This is a genomic window from Dyella monticola, assembly GCF_003363155.1.
Lineage (GTDB): Bacteria > Pseudomonadota > Gammaproteobacteria > Xanthomonadales > Rhodanobacteraceae > Dyella_B > Dyella_B monticola.
The window spans coordinates 345,451-362,386 of record NZ_QRBE01000003.1 but is presented as its reverse complement, the minus strand read 5'-3'; the positions used below and the strand labels follow the sequence as shown (position 1 = coordinate 362,386).

Here is a 16,936-nt window from a genome sequence, read left to right as displayed (position 1 = left end):
CACGTTCTTGACACTCCGCCCGGGCCAGCCGCTTGAGTCCGAACCGCGCCGGTTGTTAACTAGGCATGCTCTGATCGATGCTACGTGGGCTTCACCGGCCCGAAGGGTGATGTCCAGAAGGCCCCCGGCTGCCGCGCCATAGCCTGCGGGCCTTGTGGACATCATGCCACCTACGCAGCATTGATCAGATCATCCTATTCATCTCTCTTCCCTGCCGGAGCCGCCCATGCGTCGCCTTTCCATTGCCCTGGTGCTGTTGATGGTCGCACCGCTGGCCTGCGCCCAGGTCTACAAATGGACCGATGCCCACGGCACCACCCATTTCTCCGAAACGCCACCGCCCACCGGCACCAAATACAGCCAGGTCAATGTGAGCACGGATACGTCCGCACCGGCAGCAGCAGCCTCGTCCAGCACGTCCGGCAGTTCCTCGCAAAGCGGCGATAGCGCGCAGAATGGCGACAGCTCGCAAAGCACCACCATGGCCGACACCCCCGACAACCGCGCCAAGCTGTGCGGCTCGCTCACCTCCAACATTCGCGCGTTGCAAGGCAGCGCCCCGGTGGTCATGAATGGGTCGAACGGCCAACAGCAGTTGCTCAGTGCGGACCAACGCAAGCAACAGCTCGACTCCGCCCAAGCCCAGTTCAACCAGTTCTGCAGCAATCAGTAACGATACGAGGGACATAGCAGGACGCGGCATGCGCCGAATGCCGCATCGTGCCCCCTTCGCAGCGTCAATCGGCCTGCAGGCTATAATCGCGCCTTTACTTCGCCTGCAGCTCCCACCCCATGCGCCTTAGCCAATTTCACCTGGGCACCGTCAAGGAAGTCCCCGCCGACGCAGAAATCGTCAGCCATCAACTGATGATCCGCAGCGGCATGATCCGCAAACTCGCTTCCGGCCTTTACACGTGGTCGCCGCTGGGGCTGCGCGTGTTGCGCAAGGTGGAGCACATCGTGCGCGAGGAAATGAACCGCGCCGGCGCCATCGAAATGCTGATGCCCTCGGTGCAGCCGCGCGAGCTGTGGGAGGAAACCGGCCGCTGGCAGAAATTCGGCGGTCAGCTGCTGAAGATCAAGGATCGCAAGGAGCAGGAGTTCTGCTACGGCCCCACGCATGAAGAAGTCGTCACCGATTTCGCACGCAACGAACTGAAGAGTTACAAGCAGCTCCCGATCAACTTCTACCAGATCCAGACCAAATTCCGCGACGAGATCCGCCCGCGCTTCGGCGTGATGCGCGCGCGCGAATTCCTGATGAAGGATGCGTACTCGTTCCATCTCACGCAGGAATCGCTGGCCCAAACGTATGAAGTGATGTACCAGGCCTACGCGCGCATCTTCACGCGCCTGGGGCTCACGTTCCGGGCCGTGCAGGCGGACACCGGCGCCATCGGCGGCAATGCCAGCCATGAGTTCCAGGTGATCGCCGAGTCCGGCGAAGACCTGCTCGCCTACTCCGATCAGTCCGACTACGCGGCCAACATGGAGAAAGCCGAAGCGGTGGCGCCTGCCATCGGCCGTCCTGCGCCTTCTGCGTCGTTGCAGCGCGTGGACACGCCGCGCGTTCGCACGGTGGACGATGTCACCAGGCATTTCGGCGTAACCGCCGATCGTATTCTCAAGACCGTGCTTGTGCGCGGCAACGAAGGCCTGGTGGCGCTGTGCCTGCGCGGCGATCACGACATCAACGAAGTGAAGGCCAGCAAGCTGCCGGAGTTGCCGGACGAATCCGTGCTGGCCAGCGAGGAGGAAATCCTCGCCGCCATCGGGGCACGCCCCGGTTTCATTGGCCCTGTTGGGCTGCCCGATACCATTCCCGTGATCGTCGATCGCAGCGCTGCGGTGCTGGCCGACTTCATTTGCGGCGGCAACGCCAACGACACGCACTACACCGGCGCCAACTGGGAACGCGATGCGCGCATAACGCGCGTCGAAGATATTCGTCAGGTCGTGGTGGGCGATCCCGCGCCTGATGGCCACGGTACCTTGCAGATCGCGCGCGGTATCGAAGTGGGCCACGTGTTCCAGCTCGGCAGCAAATACGCCGAGGCCCTCAACGCCACCGTGCTCGACGACCAGGGCAAGAAGCAGGTCATGCTGATGGGCTGCTACGGCATCGGCGTCAGCCGCATCGTGGCCGCCGCCATCGAACAGCGCCATGACGATGTTGGCATCATCTGGCCCGAAGCGATGGCGCCGTGGCGTGCGGCCGTGTGCGTCATCAATCCGAAAAATTCACCGGAAGTGAGCGCCGCGGCCGAATCGCTTTACAACGAACTCACCGCACGCGGCATTGAAACGGTGTTGGACGATCGCGGCTTGCGCCCTGGTGCAATGTTCGCCGACATGGAATTGATCGGCATTCCCCATCGCGTTGTGGTGAGCGAGCGCGGGCTGGCCGCCGGTACCCTGGAATATCGAGCTCGCACCGATGCCGAAAGCAGTTCCATTACGCGCGACGAATTATTTGAAATACTAGGCTGACGCATGAGGCCTTTGCGAAAAAGGGCGCCTCGCGCGCCCTTTTTTGTGCGCTGGCACAGCGAAACCCGCGGGCACGCCACTCCCGGTGAATCCATTCACCGGCATGACAATGCCGCATTTCGCTCACGCAAAGAGATGCGTTTCACGTAAGGATCATTCCGGCAATTAATAAGGAAAATGATTATTTTTAACTCGCTGTGCTTTACAATTTTGTCTTCATTGCGAGAAAATCAATCATTGCATCCAGGCATATTCATAATCCAACAACCTGGAATCTGTTACTCATTTTTCTTTTACCGGAGTCCGCTGCATGGCCATCGACATCAAGAGCCTCAACCATAACCAGCTCAATGACCTGATTCAGAAAGCGCAAGCGCGCCAGCATGAGCTGCAGAAAGAACGCACCACCAAGGTGCGCGAAAAAGTGCACGCATTGCTCAAGGCCGAGGGCGTCACCTTCGAAGAAATATTCGGTGCGGGCGGCGCTGTGCGCGGCGGCAAACGTCGCGGCCTGGGTTCCGTGGCTCCGAAATATCGCAATCCGGCCGATCCGGAACAAACCTGGTCCGGTCGCGGCAAGCGCCCGCGCTGGTTCAACGATGCACTGAAAGCCGGCAAGAAGGAAAAGGATCTGGCGATCTGATTTTCTGGTTTTTTTCGGGCTTCGACAAAAACGCCGGCAATGCCGGCGTTTTTACTTTTTATCGTTATTCGGCGAAGGCCGGAATGACGGCGAGGCCAGATTGAAACCGATAGGTTTGACTACGCTACAGCGACCTTCGCGGCGCAATCAGCAATTCTCCGAACATCAGCCCCGCCACCAGCGAAATCAAGATCGTCACCAGCAATACCGCGGTATCGAATCCCAACGACGCATTGCGTTGCAGCAGGTAGGACACGCTGCGAAACCCGACGCTGCCCGGCACCAACAGCAGGATGCCCGGTTCGCGTATCACGGCCCCGGGACGCCCGGCATAGCGCGCATATAGATTGGCCAGCGCGCTCAGCAACAAACCGCCCAGAAACACACCGAACGGCGCACCGGCCAGGTTGACCGAGATGGAGCCGCCCAAGCGGGTGGCGAGATACCCCAAAATCACCGCCGCGATAACGGCCGGCCAGTCGCGCCACGCCGCGCGGAACAGCATGGCAAAGGCGATCGCCGCCACGAGCAGGGCCGGATAATCCATCCACCCGGGCAACGCCGGCAGCTGAAAATCGCGCGGCTCGATGCCCAACACCGCACATATCTGGGTCGCCGCCACCGTGCCAAAAGTGAGTTTGAGCAGCGTTGACATCGCGCCACCCATGCGTGCCATGCCGGCGACCAGATGCTGGCTGGAAATTTCGCGCACGGCCGTGGTCAGCGACATCCCCGGCACCAGCACGATCAAACCGGCCAGCACGACCGATTTGATCGCCAGTGGCACCACGAAGGCACTGAAGACGATGGCGACCAGCGTCGCCACCATAGCGCTGATCGCATCGCTGGCAACCTGCAGGCGCGGACGCGTGCCGGAAAGAATGGTGATCGTGCCGATGATCGTCCCCACGAACGCCGCAACGATGAGGTCCACCCAGGAGCTGTGCAGGAACAGCGCATCGATCGCTGCCGCCGACAAACCATAACTGGCGATCACGCCTGTCTTCTGCCAGGGCGTGTCAGGCAGCTCCAGTGCACGCAGCAGGCGAAAGCCTTCGCGCAGATCCAGCTGACCGGCAATCACCCGATCGGCTATTTCATCGGCGCGGCACAGCTTGTCCAGATTCACATCGCCTGGCAGCAGGCGTATCACCTGCGTCACCTGCGCCAGGCGCCCTTCCTCGCCATGTGCCAGGTCGGCGAAGGAGATAATGATGGCCGTGGGGCTGGACCACACATCCGCGCTCAAGCCGATACGTTGCGCGGACCCGGCAATCGCCATTTCCAGACGCGGCGAAGCGGCGCCGTATTTGTGCAAGCGGGTGGCGAGTTCCACCAGAAAGGCGATGCGGGTATTGAGCGCCGTGGTGGCGAATTGGACGCTCATGCGCAAGCCACCGCGAGGGTGGCGAAGCATGCAGCGGGCGATCGGATGACAGGTGCGGGCATGGCCCCATTCTTACCCGGAAGCGCGTTGCTTGATAAGCACTCAGGCCTTGGGCCGATAGCCGTACGTGCGAATGTCCGCTCCCTCCTCTACGGGCAGGGGAGGGTTGGGTTGGGATAAGCCACGCCCGCGATGATTTCTCGCCGGGTGGCAAGCTCGTGCAGTCCGACGCTGCCCCCTGCACGCAGGGGAGGGAATCATTCCGTGACACCACGAGCAGGTCAGGCCGGCTTGACCTTCAGCGTAGCGCCATCCACCGCCACCACTTCCACGGTGCTACCCGCCGGCAGATCCGGCCCGCTCACCAGCCACTGCCCATCGCCGACCTTTGCCTTGCCACGACCGTTGACGATCGACTCGATCAACACATAACGACGGCCGATAAGTTGCTCGCCGCGCCGATTGAGCCGACCCTCGTTGTGCTCACCCTTTTGCAACGCAGGCCGCACGGCGTACCCGTAGACCGCGCACGACACGAAAGCCAGCACCGCGAACATGATCGCCTGAGTCAGCAACGACAGCCCAGGCATCAGCAACACGAGCACCCCCGTTGCGGCCGCACCGATGCCGATCCATAGCATGAAATAGCCGGGCATGATCACCTCGACGGCGAGCAGCACCAGCGCCACGATCCACCATAGGTAATGCGCAGCGACGTTCGCGAACATGACCAGCCCTCTCAAGGCGCGCGCGAAGGCGCGGTCACACGACCCTGCTGCTGTCCCAGCGCCTCTCGCGCAAGCTCCGTGATACCCGCCAGCGAACCGATGATGCCCGTCGCCTCCACCGGCATCAGCAGCATCTTCTGGTTGGGCGAATGGGCCATTTCCTTCAGTGCTTCGACGTATTTGTTGGCGACGAAATAGTTCAGTGCATTGACGTTGCCGCTGGCGATTGCATCGGACACCAGCTTGGTGGCCTGCGCTTCGGCCTCGGCCAGGCGAATGCGCGCCTCGGCTTCACGGAACGCGGCTTCCTTTTTGCCGTCCGCCGCGAGAATGGCCGATTGCTTTTCACCGTCCGCCTTGAGGATGGCCGCCTGGCGCAAACCCTCGGCCTCCAGGATCTGCGCGCGCTTTTCACGCTCGGCCTTCATCTGACGGGCCATCGAATCGACCAGGTCGCGTGGCGGCGCGATGTCCTTGATCTCGATGCGGTTGACCTTCACGCCCCACGGATGGGTCGCCTCGTCCACGACGGCAAGCAGCTTGGCATTGATGGCGTCGCGCTGACTCAGCGATTCGTCCAGATCCAGCGAACCGAGCACAGTGCGGATGTTAGTCATCACCAGGGCAAGCGCGGCCTGCTCCAGGTTCGCCACTTCATAGGCGGCCTTGGCCGCATCGAGCACCTGATAGAACACTACGCCGTCCACACGTACGACCGCGTTGTCCTTGGTGATCACATCCTGGCTCGGTACATCCAGCACCTGCTCCATCATGTTCATCTTGCGACCGATTTCGTAGATGAAGGGAATCAGGAAATGCAGGCCCGGGGTGAGCGTGCGCGTATATCGGCCGAAGCGTTCGACGGTCCATTCATAACCTTGCGGAACAATGCGCACCAGCTTTGCCAGCACGATCACCGCCACCACCACCACGACCAACGCAAAAATGGTACCCATGGCATCTCCTCCTTGTTGATGGAGATCGAGTATAGGGCAGACTCAGTGCGTCCCTCTCACATGGTGGTCGCCGTCTGAGGCAGCATCAGCGTGACGCGCAAGCCGCCATCCTCGCGATTGGCCAGCGCGATACGCCCGCCGTGTGCCTCGCTGATCTCGCGCGCCAAGGCCAGCCCAAGACCGGTGCCCGAGCGCTTGGTGGAGTAGAACGGCAACAAGGCTTGCGCCAGGACGGCTTCGCTCATGCCCGGGCCGCGGTCGGCCACTTCGATACGCAATTCGTGCCCGATCACGCTGAGCGACAACGTCACGCCCTCGGGCACGCTGCCCGATTCGTGGGCATTCTTCACCAGGTTGATGAGCACTTGTTCAATCTGCACCGGATCGAACCAACCGGTCTGCGACGGTACCTCGCCCATCAATTGGAAGCGGCAATGCAGTGCGAGCGCATCCAGAAACGGTCGCCATTCAATGGCTACCGGACGCGGCGCAGGAAGCTTGGCGAAACGCGCATAACCATCGATGAAACCGTGCAGATGACGCGCACGCTCGCCGATGGTGGCGAACACACCGGGCAATCGTTGCACATCACCGCGTCGCGCCAGTTCCGCACCGGAATGAGCGAGCGAGGAAATCGGCGCCAGCGAGTTGTTCAACTCGTGACTGACCACGCGGATCACACGCTTCCACGCCGCCACTTCCTGACGCGACAATTCACGTGTCATGCGACGAAACAATTGCAGGCGGTGCGGCCTGCCTTGCAACCGGAACGCGCGTTGCGAAAGATGGAAGGTTTCTTCCATGCCATCCATTTCCACGCTGAAAAGCGCGTCCTCAGAACCCTCGGTGGCCTTGCGCAAGGCCTCCGGCGAATCGGCGATCAGCGTCGCAAAATGCAGGCCATTGAGGTTACGCCCTTCGTTGAACAGATGACGCGCCGCGATGTTGGCATAGGCCACGCGCCCGTTCGCATCGGTCAGCACGAGGGCGACTGGGGTGTTCTGCACCACCGTATCCAACAGCAGTTCGCGTTGCGCGAGGTTCTGCCGTTGCTCGCGCAGCGTCTGACCCAGTTCGTTGTGCACGAGGATGAGATCACCAAGTTCATCGTGGCGGTCGAGCGCGATGGAAATGCTGAAATCGCCATCGCGATAACTGGCCACCGCACCTTCGAGCGCGCGCAGCAGGCGTTTGACCGGGTTCATCACGATGTAGGCGAACCACCACGACAACGGTGCCAGCACAGCCGCACAGATGAGAATGGCTTGCGTGTGATCGGGCTGGGAAATGGACTTGCTCAAATTGTCGTGCAGCCACCCCACCATCTGCGGCAATGGCCAGCGCGTAACACCGACATAGACCAGCACACCCGTCAGCGCGGCAAACGCCAGCCACAACGCAAGGCGGCCTTCCAATGATCTCAGACGCATAAGGCAATCCAGGCTTCGTTTGCGCGTTGAGGCATCAGAGGGTCTCCGCATGGCATGCCGGTGTTCTACACGTTGTCGTGAATGTGCACCACTGCCGGAATAGCCACAGTGCCGCACGTAGGCCCATGGAGATATTCCCGTTCCAGGATCGAACGTCGCCCCGGCGAAAGTCGGAGCCCAACGGCTTTGCTACGGAAAGTCACCGGGTCCCGGCTTTCGCCGGGACGACGTGCTGCTGAGACCCAAGGTGAAAGATACCTAAAGCCATAACGGCGCGAAAAATCACGTCTGCGTCATCAGCCCGTACCGCTCCATGCGGCGATAAAGCGCCTGGCGCGACAACCCAAGCGTTTGCGCGGCGCGGCTGACCACGCCATCGGCCTTGTACAAGGCCGACTCCACCACTTCACGGCTGGGTTCGTCGAGATTACGCATCGCGGCCGCCCCGGCGTGCTGCGGCAGATTGAGCTGCTCGGGGCTGATCGGACCACCGCCGGCCAGCAACGCCGCGCGCTCGATCGCGTTCTTCAGTTCGCGCACGTTGCCCGGCCATGGATAGGTCAAAAGCGCCTCGCGTGCTGCCTCGCTCAGCTGCGCACGGCCGGCCAGGAAGTGGTCCGCCAGCAGCAGGATGTCGTCGATGCGCTCGGACAGCGGCGGCAGGTTCACATCGATCACGTTGAGGCGGTAGTAGAGATCTTCGCGAAAGGTGCCGGCACGAATCATCGCCTTGAGGTCGGCATTGGTCGCGCTGAGCACGCGCACCTTCACCTTGCGCGTGCGCCCGGAACCAAGCCGTTCGAATTGCCCGGTTTCCAGCACGCGCAGCAGCTTCATCTGCCCCGGCAGCGGCAGGTTGCCGATTTCATCCAGGAACAGCGTGCCGCCATCGGCCAGTTCGAAGCGACCTTCGCGCGCTTTGTTGGCACCGGTGTAGGCACCGGCCTCGGCGCCGAACAACTCCGCTTCGATCAGTTCGCCCGGCAGCGCACCACAGTTCACGGCCACGAAAGGCCCGTTTTTCACCGCAGAATTGGCATGCACGATGGCCGCGATGCGTTCCTTGCCCGAACCGTTGGGGCCGGTGATCAGCACCGGCACGTCCGAGCGCGCCACCTGGCAGGCCAGATCGATCGTGCGCGCCATGGCTTCGGAGGCGAACACCAGGCCGTCCAGATCGTATTTGCGCTGTAGCGCGTCGCGGCGCTTGCGGCGCTCCTGACGCGTGCGGTTGACCTCGCGCGTGGACTCGGACAGCTCCAGCAGGTTTTCCACCGTGGCCAGCAGTTTGGTGTCGTCCCACGGCTTGGCGAGGTAATCGGCAGCGCCGGCTTTCACCAGTTCCACCGCCGTTTCCAGGTGCGTCCAGGCGGTCAGCAGGATGACTGGGAGATCCGCGTGGCTTTGCCGGATCGCCCGGAACAGGTCCACGCCCTCCTCGCCGGAGGTGGTATCGGCGGTGAAGTTCATGTCCTGGATCACCACATCCACCGATTCGCGCGCCAGCATGGCCAGGCCTTCGTCGGGCGTGAGCGCAACCAGGGGGCGCACGTCATGCAGCGACAGCAGCAACGAGAGCGCCTCGCCCACGGAAGGGTTGTCGTCAATGATCAGTACGGTACGCATTCGTCGTCTACACATGCAGGCATGGATGCCGCTCCCGCCGAAAAGGTTGCCATGCCCGTCGTCCTACGTATATCAAATTCGTTCACATCGCCGGATTCAGGGGCCTTTACTGGCGGTCCAGGCCCCTGAGCGGCGAGCCGGCCTAACCTTTCGTCACCTCCGCAGGCGCGGCGTCGTGCGCCGCCTGCGCCAGCGGCAGGGCGTCGGTAACCAGATGGACCAGAAAGCGGCCCGGCTGCTCCTGCATCACCATGTGGGCGGAATCGGCGAAGATCACCATGTGCTTGGAGGGTGCCTGGAGCGTGTCGAACCAATGTTCGGCCAGCTCGTGGGAGGTGGTCTCATCATGCGCGCCCACAAACAGAATGACCGGGCACCGAAAGTGGGTAGCGTCGTCAAAATCCACCGAAAGCAGTGGCGCCTTCAAATGGTTGATGGTGAAGGCGCTGCCTTTGCCGATCGCGTCCAGCTCGGGTGAGCTGTAGTCCGGCGATAGCTCCTCGGCGTTGGACACGTAATCGTAATTCTGCCGGCCGTACGTCAGGCCGCCGTAATACATCTCCCACTTGCTGCGCACACCCAGGCGTTGGAGCGTCAGCTGCCCCGTGCCCGGGTAAGGCGCGATGGCCTGAAGTTCCTTGATCGCCGTCGTGTTGCCGGCCGCCTTCGCCTGCTGCAATGCGAAGTTGTAGCCCACTTCCTCATTGCGACGCACGTTCACCACCTGCCCCACGCCGATATAGGCGTAGAACCAGTCGGGATGGGCCTGCGCCAGGCGCGTGCCCAACACCGTACCCCACGAGTGGCCCAGCAGGAAAATCTTCTGCTTGCCGTAATGCTGGCGCAGGTATTGCACGACCTGTGCGGCATCGTCCGTCATGCCTTCGATGGTCATGCCCGGCGCCATCTGCTGCTCGGTATTGGCCGCGTAGGTCTTGCCGGTACCGCGCTGATCCCACTGCACCACGGTGAAGTAATCCTCCCACGGCGTTTGATAGGTGTAATCGTCGGGCATGCTTGGCGACGCAGGCCCACCGTGCAGCACCAGCAGAATCGGATTGCGGCGATCCTTGCCGCGAATGGACAACCATTGATCGATGCCGTTGATGTGCACCTTCACCATGGCCTCGACGCCGTTGGGCGAAACGATGCGGCGGCTGTCGGCGATGATGCCGGTCACCTCGGCGCGCGTCATGGTTTTGGGCGTGTCTTGCGCGGCATCGTGCCTGGATGCCGACGCGTGGATAACCATCGGCATTCCCACCACCAGTGGCAATAACCATTTCAATCGTTGATGCGAGTTCATGCGTGTCCTCATGTCATTTTTTCAGCGATGTCGTTCGCTGTTCATACGGATCGTGTCGCCACGACCGGCGGCACGGCGGCCGCACGCAGGGCTGGCCCAAGTACAGCAAGCTGCCCCAGCAACCACAGTACGATCGCGCTCGCCAGCAGATAGCCCAGTGGCAGATGCGTCACCTCATAGGCCTTCATCAGCACCAGGTTCAGCGCGTAGGCGAGTATCACGCCCAGCACGATACCCATCGACACGATCAGGAAATTCTCCGTCTGGAAATAACGCAGGATGTCGCCACGCGTGGCGCCGATCGCGCGGCGAATGCCAATCTGTTTGCGCCGCTGCTGCACCCAGAAACTGGCGAGGCCCACGATGCCCAGTGCAGTGACGAGCAATAAAGCCACGATCACCCCGATCAGCACCCGCGCCATGGCACGGTCGTTCTGAAAATAAGTGTGGCGGAGGTCGCTGAGGGTACCGGATTCATCCGAGTCGAACACCACATCGGGCGCGACCTTGGCGACGACGGCGCGCGCATCGCGCATGACGCGCTGTATGTCGCCGGGCGCTGCACGCACAAGATAGCTGCCGGTAAGGAAAGGCCCGGGTTGCACCGGAATGAATACCGACCAATCCACACTGTACGGCCCGCGACTGCCAGGCATGGCAATAGCCAGGTGATCAAGCACACCTGCCACGCGATAGCGAAAAGGCCCGAAACAGTAAAAATCCTTGCCCAGCGGATTTTCGCCGGGCCAAAGGTGATCGGCCAGCGAACGCGTCACCCATATCTGCGCATCCTTGGGAAAGTAATTCTCGATCGGCGCGTAGTCGTCTGCCTGTGGCAATCGGCCTGCCACCAGCTTTACTCCCAACGCCCTGAAGCTGCCGGGTCCACCGAGATAGATGTCGACCACGGCGTTGATGTGTTTCATGGCAGGGTCGAGCGACATGCCAACCGTCCCGGCATTCTGTCCAAACGGTACGGTGTTGATGGCGCTGGCCGATTGCACGCCGGCAATCGACCCCAAGCCACTGAGCATGCGAGCGTTCAGGTCCCGCGCCGCCGCATCGTCGAAACCTGTCACTTTGACGAAGGCCAGCGACCGTTCGTCCACGCCACTGTTGAGTTTCGTGCGTTGCTCGCGAGCGATGATCAGAAAACAGGCATTGCATAACACCGCGCAAGCCAGCGCGATTTCCAGCGCAATCAGCAACGTCGCAAGCCGATGGCGACGCAATGCGCTAAGAATGGGGCGAATCTCCATCCCGTGCTCCTCCTACTGTGCCTTCAGCTGAAACGCCGGCGCCATGCGACTGGCGCGCAGCGCGGGCAGCGCACCAGCCAACAGGCTGACTACAATGGCCAACGCAAATGTGATTACAAACATGAAAGCGTCCAGATGCACCATGTCGGCATAGGGCGTGGGCTGCTGGCGCACAAGCCACAGCCCCACCAACGTCAACAACCAGCCGGCAACGCCACCGAGCAAGCCCACCACACCGGCCTCCACCAGGAACTGCGCGAAGATCGCGCCACGCGAGGCGCCGAGTGCGCGGCGTACGCCGATCTCGCCACCACGGCGCAGGAACTTGGCGAGCAACAATCCCACGGTATTCAACAGACAGATCACCAGAAAAGCGAAAGACAACCCTGTTTGCAGATGCACATCGCTTGGCACAACGCCGTTGTAGTCGAGCCATTCCATCAGGCTTGGCAAACGTGTGTTCTCCGCGTGTGTAAAGCGGCCCAGGGACTGCTGCTGCTCGGCATAATCGTGAAGGAAGCGCCGATAATCGGCCTGCTTCGCGGCATTGTTCAGTTGCACCCATACGGCCACCCACTCGCACGGCGCATCGATCAAATGTCCGGTGCGCTTGGGCATGCCCCAGCAGTTGAACTGATAAAAATTACCATCATTGATTTCCAGGCCGCTGGATAGCGGTACGAAAACGTCCTCGATTTTTCCATAGAACGTTGCCGTATCTCCGTGCGCAAAGCGCCCCCCACGGACCGTGTAGAACAGCGGCGAGGGACGCCACGGTTTGAGCACGCCGATAATGCGGACGTCCGTATCGCGCAGGCGCAACGTTCGCCCCACGCTGTTGGCGCCACCAAACAACTTATCGTTGAGCGATGCGGAAATGATCGCTACGCGCGAGCGCCTTGCATCGTCATCATCGCTCCAGCCAGAACCATACTGAAACGGCACGTCGAACATCGGAAAGAAATCAGCCGTGGTGGAAAGCATCGTCATCATCAGCGGCGGCACGTTCGCATCCGGAGCCGTCACCTTGAGATCGCTATCCACCACAATCGTCTGGCGATCGGCCCGGTGTGCGCTCCACAGGTCCATGGCCGAGCGATAGTCCATCACGTCCGTGGGCTGACTGTGCGAACTGGCGACCGACGTATCCGGATCGAGTTGCGGATAGAACAGCGTGGCGCTTTTGCCCGGCAGCGGATCGCCCGAAAGCAAATGCATGACCGTGAGCGTTGTCATGCTCGCGCCAATGCCCACTGCAATGGCAAGCACCATCAAGCCGGTCAGCACTCTGTTGTGCTTGAGGCTGCGCAATGCAAGATCGATGTAATAACCGAACACGCTCCTCTCCTTATACCGAACGCGTCGCGACCACCGGTGGCACCCCGGCCGCGCGCAGCGCAGGCCCCAATACCGCCGCCTGCCCGATCATCCACAACAGCAGCGCGCCAATCGGGAAATACATCAACGGCAACCGTGGCACTTCGTAGTGCACGATCAAGAACAGGTTGATGCCATAGGCCAATACCATGCCGAGCCCGATGCCCATGGTGGTGAGCAGAAAGTTTTCGGTCTGGAAGTAGTGCAGGATGTTGCCGCGCGTGGCGCCGAGCGCACGGCGTACGCCGATGCTGCGATTGCGCTGCGCCACCCAGAAACTGGCCAGCCCCACGATACCCAATGCAGTCACGATCAGCAGCGCCAGACAGACGCTCACGAGAATGCCCGCCATCGCGCGATCGTCGCGGAAATAATCGCGACGCATCTCATCCCATGTTCCCTTGTCCAGCACGATGCGGTTGGGATCCAGTTTCCTGAGTTTGACCACCGCTGATCTGAGTACCTGCTCGCGGTCTTGCGATGCGCAACGGAGCACGTAATAGGTGCCCGAGGACATGGGCATGCGAACCGGATTGAACAGGCTGTAATGGAGGCCGTTATTACGCTGGTTGGGGCGCACCAATTCCTTCATTACGCCTATCACGGTCAACGGTATGCCTTGCGCTACATACAGTTGCTTGCCGAGCGGATTCTGTCCGGGCCACAAGCGCTCGGCCATGGCTTGCGTAATCAGCACAGGCTTGGGTATCGCAGTCAAGTCTCCGGCGCGCAACGCCGCATACACCTTATCGATGTCGACAAACTCGTCCGGACGAAAATCGCGACCAGCCACAAGATGCACGCCAAGCGTGGACAGCATGTTTTCGCCCATATATTGGGCCACGCTGATGGTGGTTTTGGTTTGCTCGGGGCTGAGTTTGATATCCATGTTCGACGAAGAGCCACCGAACGGAAGTTGATTGATCAACATCACCGACTTTGCGCCGGGCACTTGCCTTAATGCAGCAAGATCAGCCTCAGTGCGCGCCATCACATCGGGGCGGTCGCTGATGTCGGCCATTTGCACATACACCAATTCGTGCTCGGCGATGCCGGTGGGTGTTTGCATGAGCTGCAAACGCTGTCCGATCAGGAAGATGGCGTTGCACACGATCGCGCAGGTGAGCGCGATTTCCATGATCAGCAGGCACGCAGTGAACTTATGCCGCTGCAAGGTAGAAAAAATCGGCTTGATGTCCATGTCAGTTCGCCTTCAGCTGCAAAGCCGGCGTCACCCGGCAGGCACGCCATGCCGGCAGCAACCCGGCCAACAGGCTCGCACAGATCGAAAGCGCGAACGTCACCACCAGCATGGACGCATCCATGTGCGCGATCTTTGCGTAATCGGCCGGTTGCTGGCGCACAAGCCACAAACCAAGCAGGGCCAGCAGCAAGCCGGCTACGCCGCCGACGCATCCGACAATCCCCGACTCCATCAGCAGCTGCCCGAACAGTGCACGCTGCGATGCACCGAGCGCGCGGCGCACACTCAGCTCGCCAGCCCGACGCATGAATTTGGCGAGCATCAATCCCACCGTGTTGACCAGGCACACAACCAAAAAACTTATTGCCAGCCACGCTTGCAAGCGTGTGTCGCTGGGCACCACTTGCTGATAATCCAGCCATTGCATGACATTGCGCAGGCGCACGTTGGGAGAACGCGCAAAGCGGCCGTTATCGTGCTGCTCCTGCGAGTAATTCACCAGGAAGGATTTGTACGCTGCAACGGCTTGGGGCGTATCGAGTTGAACCCAGAACTGCAGCCATGTGCAATTGACATGCTCCAGATTATTCGGATCGCCACCGCTATTGCCCCAGCAGTCGGTACTGCCGTCATGCTCCATGTGCAAATCGCGTGACGTGAAAAATGGCACGAAGATATCTTCGTCATCTGCGTAGCTACCCATGTAGAGCTGGTAGAAGTGCGGCTGCGGATGCCAGTCGCCTAGCACGCCGATGATGCGAAATGCTTTCTCTTGCAATCGCAGCTCTTTGCCTACGCTGTTTTTCCCGCCAAACAGCTTGTCATTGAGCTTGGCGCTGATCACGACCACACGCGCTTTGGCGTCGTCATCGGCGTTGCCCCAGCCGTTACCATATTGGAAAGGAACGCCGAACATAGGGAAGAAATCGGCGGTCGTGTAAAGCGCTACCGCATGGAATGGATCGATGCTCGGTTGCGCCGGTTGCAGCGGCACCATGCCTTCGGTCATCAGCGCCTGTCGCGTGGCACGCTTGGCCTTGAGCAGGTAATTGCCGTCGATCCATGAAAGCTGGTCCGGCGGTTCAACGCCGGGCGCATAGTTGTTCAGGTCCAACGGATCGATTTGTGGCGTGTACAGCGATCCGCTTCGCCCCGGCAGCGGATCGCCGGAAAGCACATGCAACACGGTAAGTGTCGTCATGCTCGCGCCAATACCCATGGCGATGGCAAGCACCATCAAACCCGTCAGCACTTTGTTGCGCTTGAGACTGTGCACGGCCAGATCAAGGTAATAACCGAACATGTGCGCTCCTTACACCGATCGCGTCGCCACCACCGGCGGTACCGCCGCGGCGCGCAACGCTGGACCAAGCACGGCCACCTGGCCGAGCACCCATAAGGCAAGCACGCTGCTTGCCAGGTAAGACCAAGGCAAATGCCCCACTTCGTAATGCCGTACGAGATACAGGTTGGCTGCCACGGCGAGCACCACACCCAGCAGCACACCTGCCGTGCTCAGCAGAAAATTTTCCGTCTGGAAGTAGCGCAGGATCTGCGCATGCGTGGCCCCCACCGCACGGCGAATGCCGATCTGCCGCCGCCGCTGCCCGACCCAGAAGCTGGTGAGGCCCACGATGCCCAGCGCCGTGACCGCCAACATCACCGCGCAGACCAGCGTCAGCATCCAGGCCATGCCGCGTACATCAGCGAAGTAAGCGGAACGCATGTCCACATAAGCGTGCCCTTCCAGCACCGCACCCGGTTCGAGCGTGCCCAGGGCACGCATGGCCTGCGCCAGCACGCGATCGCGATCGGCCGGGCTGCTGCGAAGCACATAGCGACCGAGTTCCACATCCGGCCGCAGCGGAAAAAAGACGCTCGAATACTTGCCAGTGCCGCCCGAGAAATCCGGCGCCTGTGCCAGTACGTCTGCGACGACGCCGATGACGGTCCACACTGTCTCATCGCTGTAGAGCTGCTTGCCCAATGCATTCTGCCCAGGCCATAGCCGCTTGGCGTCACTCTCATTGATGATGACGACGTGGCTAGTCGATTTACCATCGGCGCCTACTGCTCCACCCGCATATTCTTCCGGCGTGAAGTAGCGACCTTGTAGTAGCCGCAACCCCATTGCACGCTCGCCACCGTCGCCGAGAAAATAGATCGATGAATTGATCCACCCAGCTTCAGTCGGTGTTGCGCTATAACTTCCTAACCATACGTCGTGATCCAGCGGCACGCGATCAACGGCCGCGGCCGCCTTGACGCCGGCAATGGAGTGAAATGCGGCCAGATCACGCACGATCGCCGCCGGTGCCTGCGATGCATCGATGCCGCCGACGGTGATAACCGACATGCCCGCCTCGTCGATGGCGTTCGATGAATTCACACTGGCAATGCATTGGTGAACCATGAAAACCGCGTTGCACAACACCGCGCAGGCAAGCGCAATTTCCAGCACGATCAGCACGGCCGGAATGCGATGCTTTTTCAGGCTGGCCACAATCGGACGAATTTCCATATCGCTTCC

General features: G+C 61.0%; 14 protein-coding genes. 3 read left to right on the top strand and 11 right to left on the bottom strand.

The window, feature by feature from the left end:
* Positions 1 to 226: 226 nt before the first annotated feature.
* The 3 genes from DWU98_RS07920 to DWU98_RS07910 all read left to right on the top strand — a co-directional run bounded on the left by DWU98_RS07920 (position 227) and on the right by DWU98_RS07910 (position 3,133).
* Positions 227 to 673, top strand: coding sequence for a DUF4124 domain-containing protein (locus DWU98_RS07920; protein WP_115494986.1), 447 nt, complete (start codon positions 227 to 229; stop codon positions 671 to 673).
* A 119-nt stretch (positions 674 to 792) separates the two neighbouring features.
* Positions 793 to 2,490 (top strand): proline--tRNA ligase, encoded by a 1,698-nt coding sequence (locus DWU98_RS07915; protein ID WP_115494985.1) that lies wholly within the window; start codon positions 793 to 795, stop codon positions 2,488 to 2,490.
* 310 nt (positions 2,491 to 2,800) lie between these two features.
* Positions 2,801 to 3,133 carry an H-NS histone family protein gene (locus tag DWU98_RS07910; protein WP_115494984.1) on the top strand — a complete coding sequence of 111 codons (333 nt, stop codon included), beginning with the start codon at positions 2,801 to 2,803 and terminating at the stop codon, positions 3,131 to 3,133.
* 124 nt (positions 3,134 to 3,257) lie between these two features.
* Here the strand turns inward: DWU98_RS07910 and DWU98_RS07905 are convergent, their stop codons facing one another.
* From DWU98_RS07905 to DWU98_RS07855, 11 genes are all read right to left on the bottom strand, one after another.
* The gene (locus tag DWU98_RS07905) at positions 3,258 to 4,520 is read right to left on the bottom strand and encodes a threonine/serine exporter family protein (protein WP_115495111.1); all 1,263 of its coding nucleotides are present in this window, start codon (positions 4,518 to 4,520) and stop codon (positions 3,258 to 3,260) included.
* Between the two features lie 281 nt (positions 4,521 to 4,801).
* Positions 4,802 to 5,248 (bottom strand): NfeD family protein, encoded by a 447-nt coding sequence (locus DWU98_RS07900; RefSeq protein WP_115494983.1) that lies wholly within the window; start codon positions 5,246 to 5,248, stop codon positions 4,802 to 4,804.
* Positions 5,249 to 5,259: 11 nt separating this feature from the next.
* Entirely contained in the window at positions 5,260 to 6,204 is a 945-nt protein-coding gene (locus tag DWU98_RS07895; protein WP_115494982.1) for an SPFH domain-containing protein, read from the bottom strand.
* 56 nt (positions 6,205 to 6,260) lie between these two features.
* Positions 6,261 to 7,634 (bottom strand): sensor histidine kinase, encoded by a 1,374-nt coding sequence (locus DWU98_RS07890; protein WP_115494981.1) that lies wholly within the window; start codon positions 7,632 to 7,634, stop codon positions 6,261 to 6,263.
* Positions 7,635 to 7,916: 282 nt separating this feature from the next.
* On the bottom strand, positions 7,917 to 9,260 hold the full coding sequence (locus DWU98_RS07885; protein ID WP_115494980.1) for a sigma-54-dependent transcriptional regulator: 1,344 nt from the start codon (positions 9,258 to 9,260) through the stop codon (positions 7,917 to 7,919).
* A gap of 142 nt (positions 9,261 to 9,402) precedes the next feature.
* On the bottom strand, positions 9,403 to 10,566 hold the full coding sequence (locus tag DWU98_RS07880) for an alpha/beta fold hydrolase (RefSeq protein ID WP_230474746.1): 1,164 nt from the start codon (positions 10,564 to 10,566) through the stop codon (positions 9,403 to 9,405).
* Positions 10,567 to 10,607: 41 nt separating this feature from the next.
* Entirely contained in the window at positions 10,608 to 11,825 is a 1,218-nt protein-coding gene (locus DWU98_RS07875; protein ID WP_115494979.1) for an ABC transporter permease, read from the bottom strand.
* Between the two features lie 12 nt (positions 11,826 to 11,837).
* Entirely contained in the window at positions 11,838 to 13,163 is a 1,326-nt protein-coding gene (locus tag DWU98_RS07870; RefSeq protein ID WP_115494978.1) for an ABC transporter permease, read from the bottom strand.
* 10 nt (positions 13,164 to 13,173) lie between these two features.
* Complete coding sequence (locus DWU98_RS07865) at positions 13,174 to 14,403, bottom strand: ABC transporter permease (RefSeq protein WP_115494977.1); 1,230 nt, start codon at positions 14,401 to 14,403, stop codon at positions 13,174 to 13,176.
* A 1-nt stretch (position 14,404) separates the two neighbouring features.
* On the bottom strand, positions 14,405 to 15,709 hold the full coding sequence (locus tag DWU98_RS07860; protein WP_115494976.1) for an ABC transporter permease: 1,305 nt from the start codon (positions 15,707 to 15,709) through the stop codon (positions 14,405 to 14,407).
* A gap of 9 nt (positions 15,710 to 15,718) precedes the next feature.
* Positions 15,719 to 16,927 (bottom strand): ABC transporter permease, encoded by a 1,209-nt coding sequence (locus DWU98_RS07855; RefSeq protein WP_115494975.1) that lies wholly within the window; start codon positions 16,925 to 16,927, stop codon positions 15,719 to 15,721.
* Positions 16,928 to 16,936 lie beyond the last annotated feature (9 nt).

Bases quoted from the DNA above. Each gene is read 5' to 3' on its own strand.
- DWU98_RS07880 (WP_230474746.1), bottom strand. From the start codon at position 10,566: ATGAACTCGCATCAACGATTGAAATGGTTATTGCCACTGGTGGTGGGA.
- DWU98_RS07905 (WP_115495111.1), bottom strand. From the start codon at position 4,520: ATGAGCGTCCAATTCGCCACCACGGCGCTCAATACCCGCATCGCCTTT.
- DWU98_RS07865 (WP_115494977.1), bottom strand. From the start codon at position 14,403: ATGGACATCAAGCCGATTTTTTCTACCTTGCAGCGGCATAAGTTCACT.
- DWU98_RS07900 (WP_115494983.1), bottom strand. From the start codon at position 5,248: ATGTTCGCGAACGTCGCTGCGCATTACCTATGGTGGATCGTGGCGCTG.
- DWU98_RS07910 (WP_115494984.1), top strand. From the start codon at position 2,801: ATGGCCATCGACATCAAGAGCCTCAACCATAACCAGCTCAATGACCTG.
- DWU98_RS07890 (WP_115494981.1), bottom strand. From the start codon at position 7,634: ATGCGTCTGAGATCATTGGAAGGCCGCCTTGCGTTGTGGCTGGCGTTT.
- DWU98_RS07860 (WP_115494976.1), bottom strand. From the start codon at position 15,709: ATGTTCGGTTATTACCTTGATCTGGCCGTGCACAGTCTCAAGCGCAAC.
- DWU98_RS07895 (WP_115494982.1), bottom strand. From the start codon at position 6,204: ATGGGTACCATTTTTGCGTTGGTCGTGGTGGTGGTGGCGGTGATCGTG.
- DWU98_RS07920 (WP_115494986.1), top strand. From the start codon at position 227: ATGCGTCGCCTTTCCATTGCCCTGGTGCTGTTGATGGTCGCACCGCTG.
- DWU98_RS07885 (WP_115494980.1), bottom strand. From the start codon at position 9,260: ATGCGTACCGTACTGATCATTGACGACAACCCTTCCGTGGGCGAGGCG.
- DWU98_RS07875 (WP_115494979.1), bottom strand. From the start codon at position 11,825: ATGGAGATTCGCCCCATTCTTAGCGCATTGCGTCGCCATCGGCTTGCG.
- DWU98_RS07855 (WP_115494975.1), bottom strand. From the start codon at position 16,927: ATGGAAATTCGTCCGATTGTGGCCAGCCTGAAAAAGCATCGCATTCCG.
- DWU98_RS07915 (WP_115494985.1), top strand. From the start codon at position 793: ATGCGCCTTAGCCAATTTCACCTGGGCACCGTCAAGGAAGTCCCCGCC.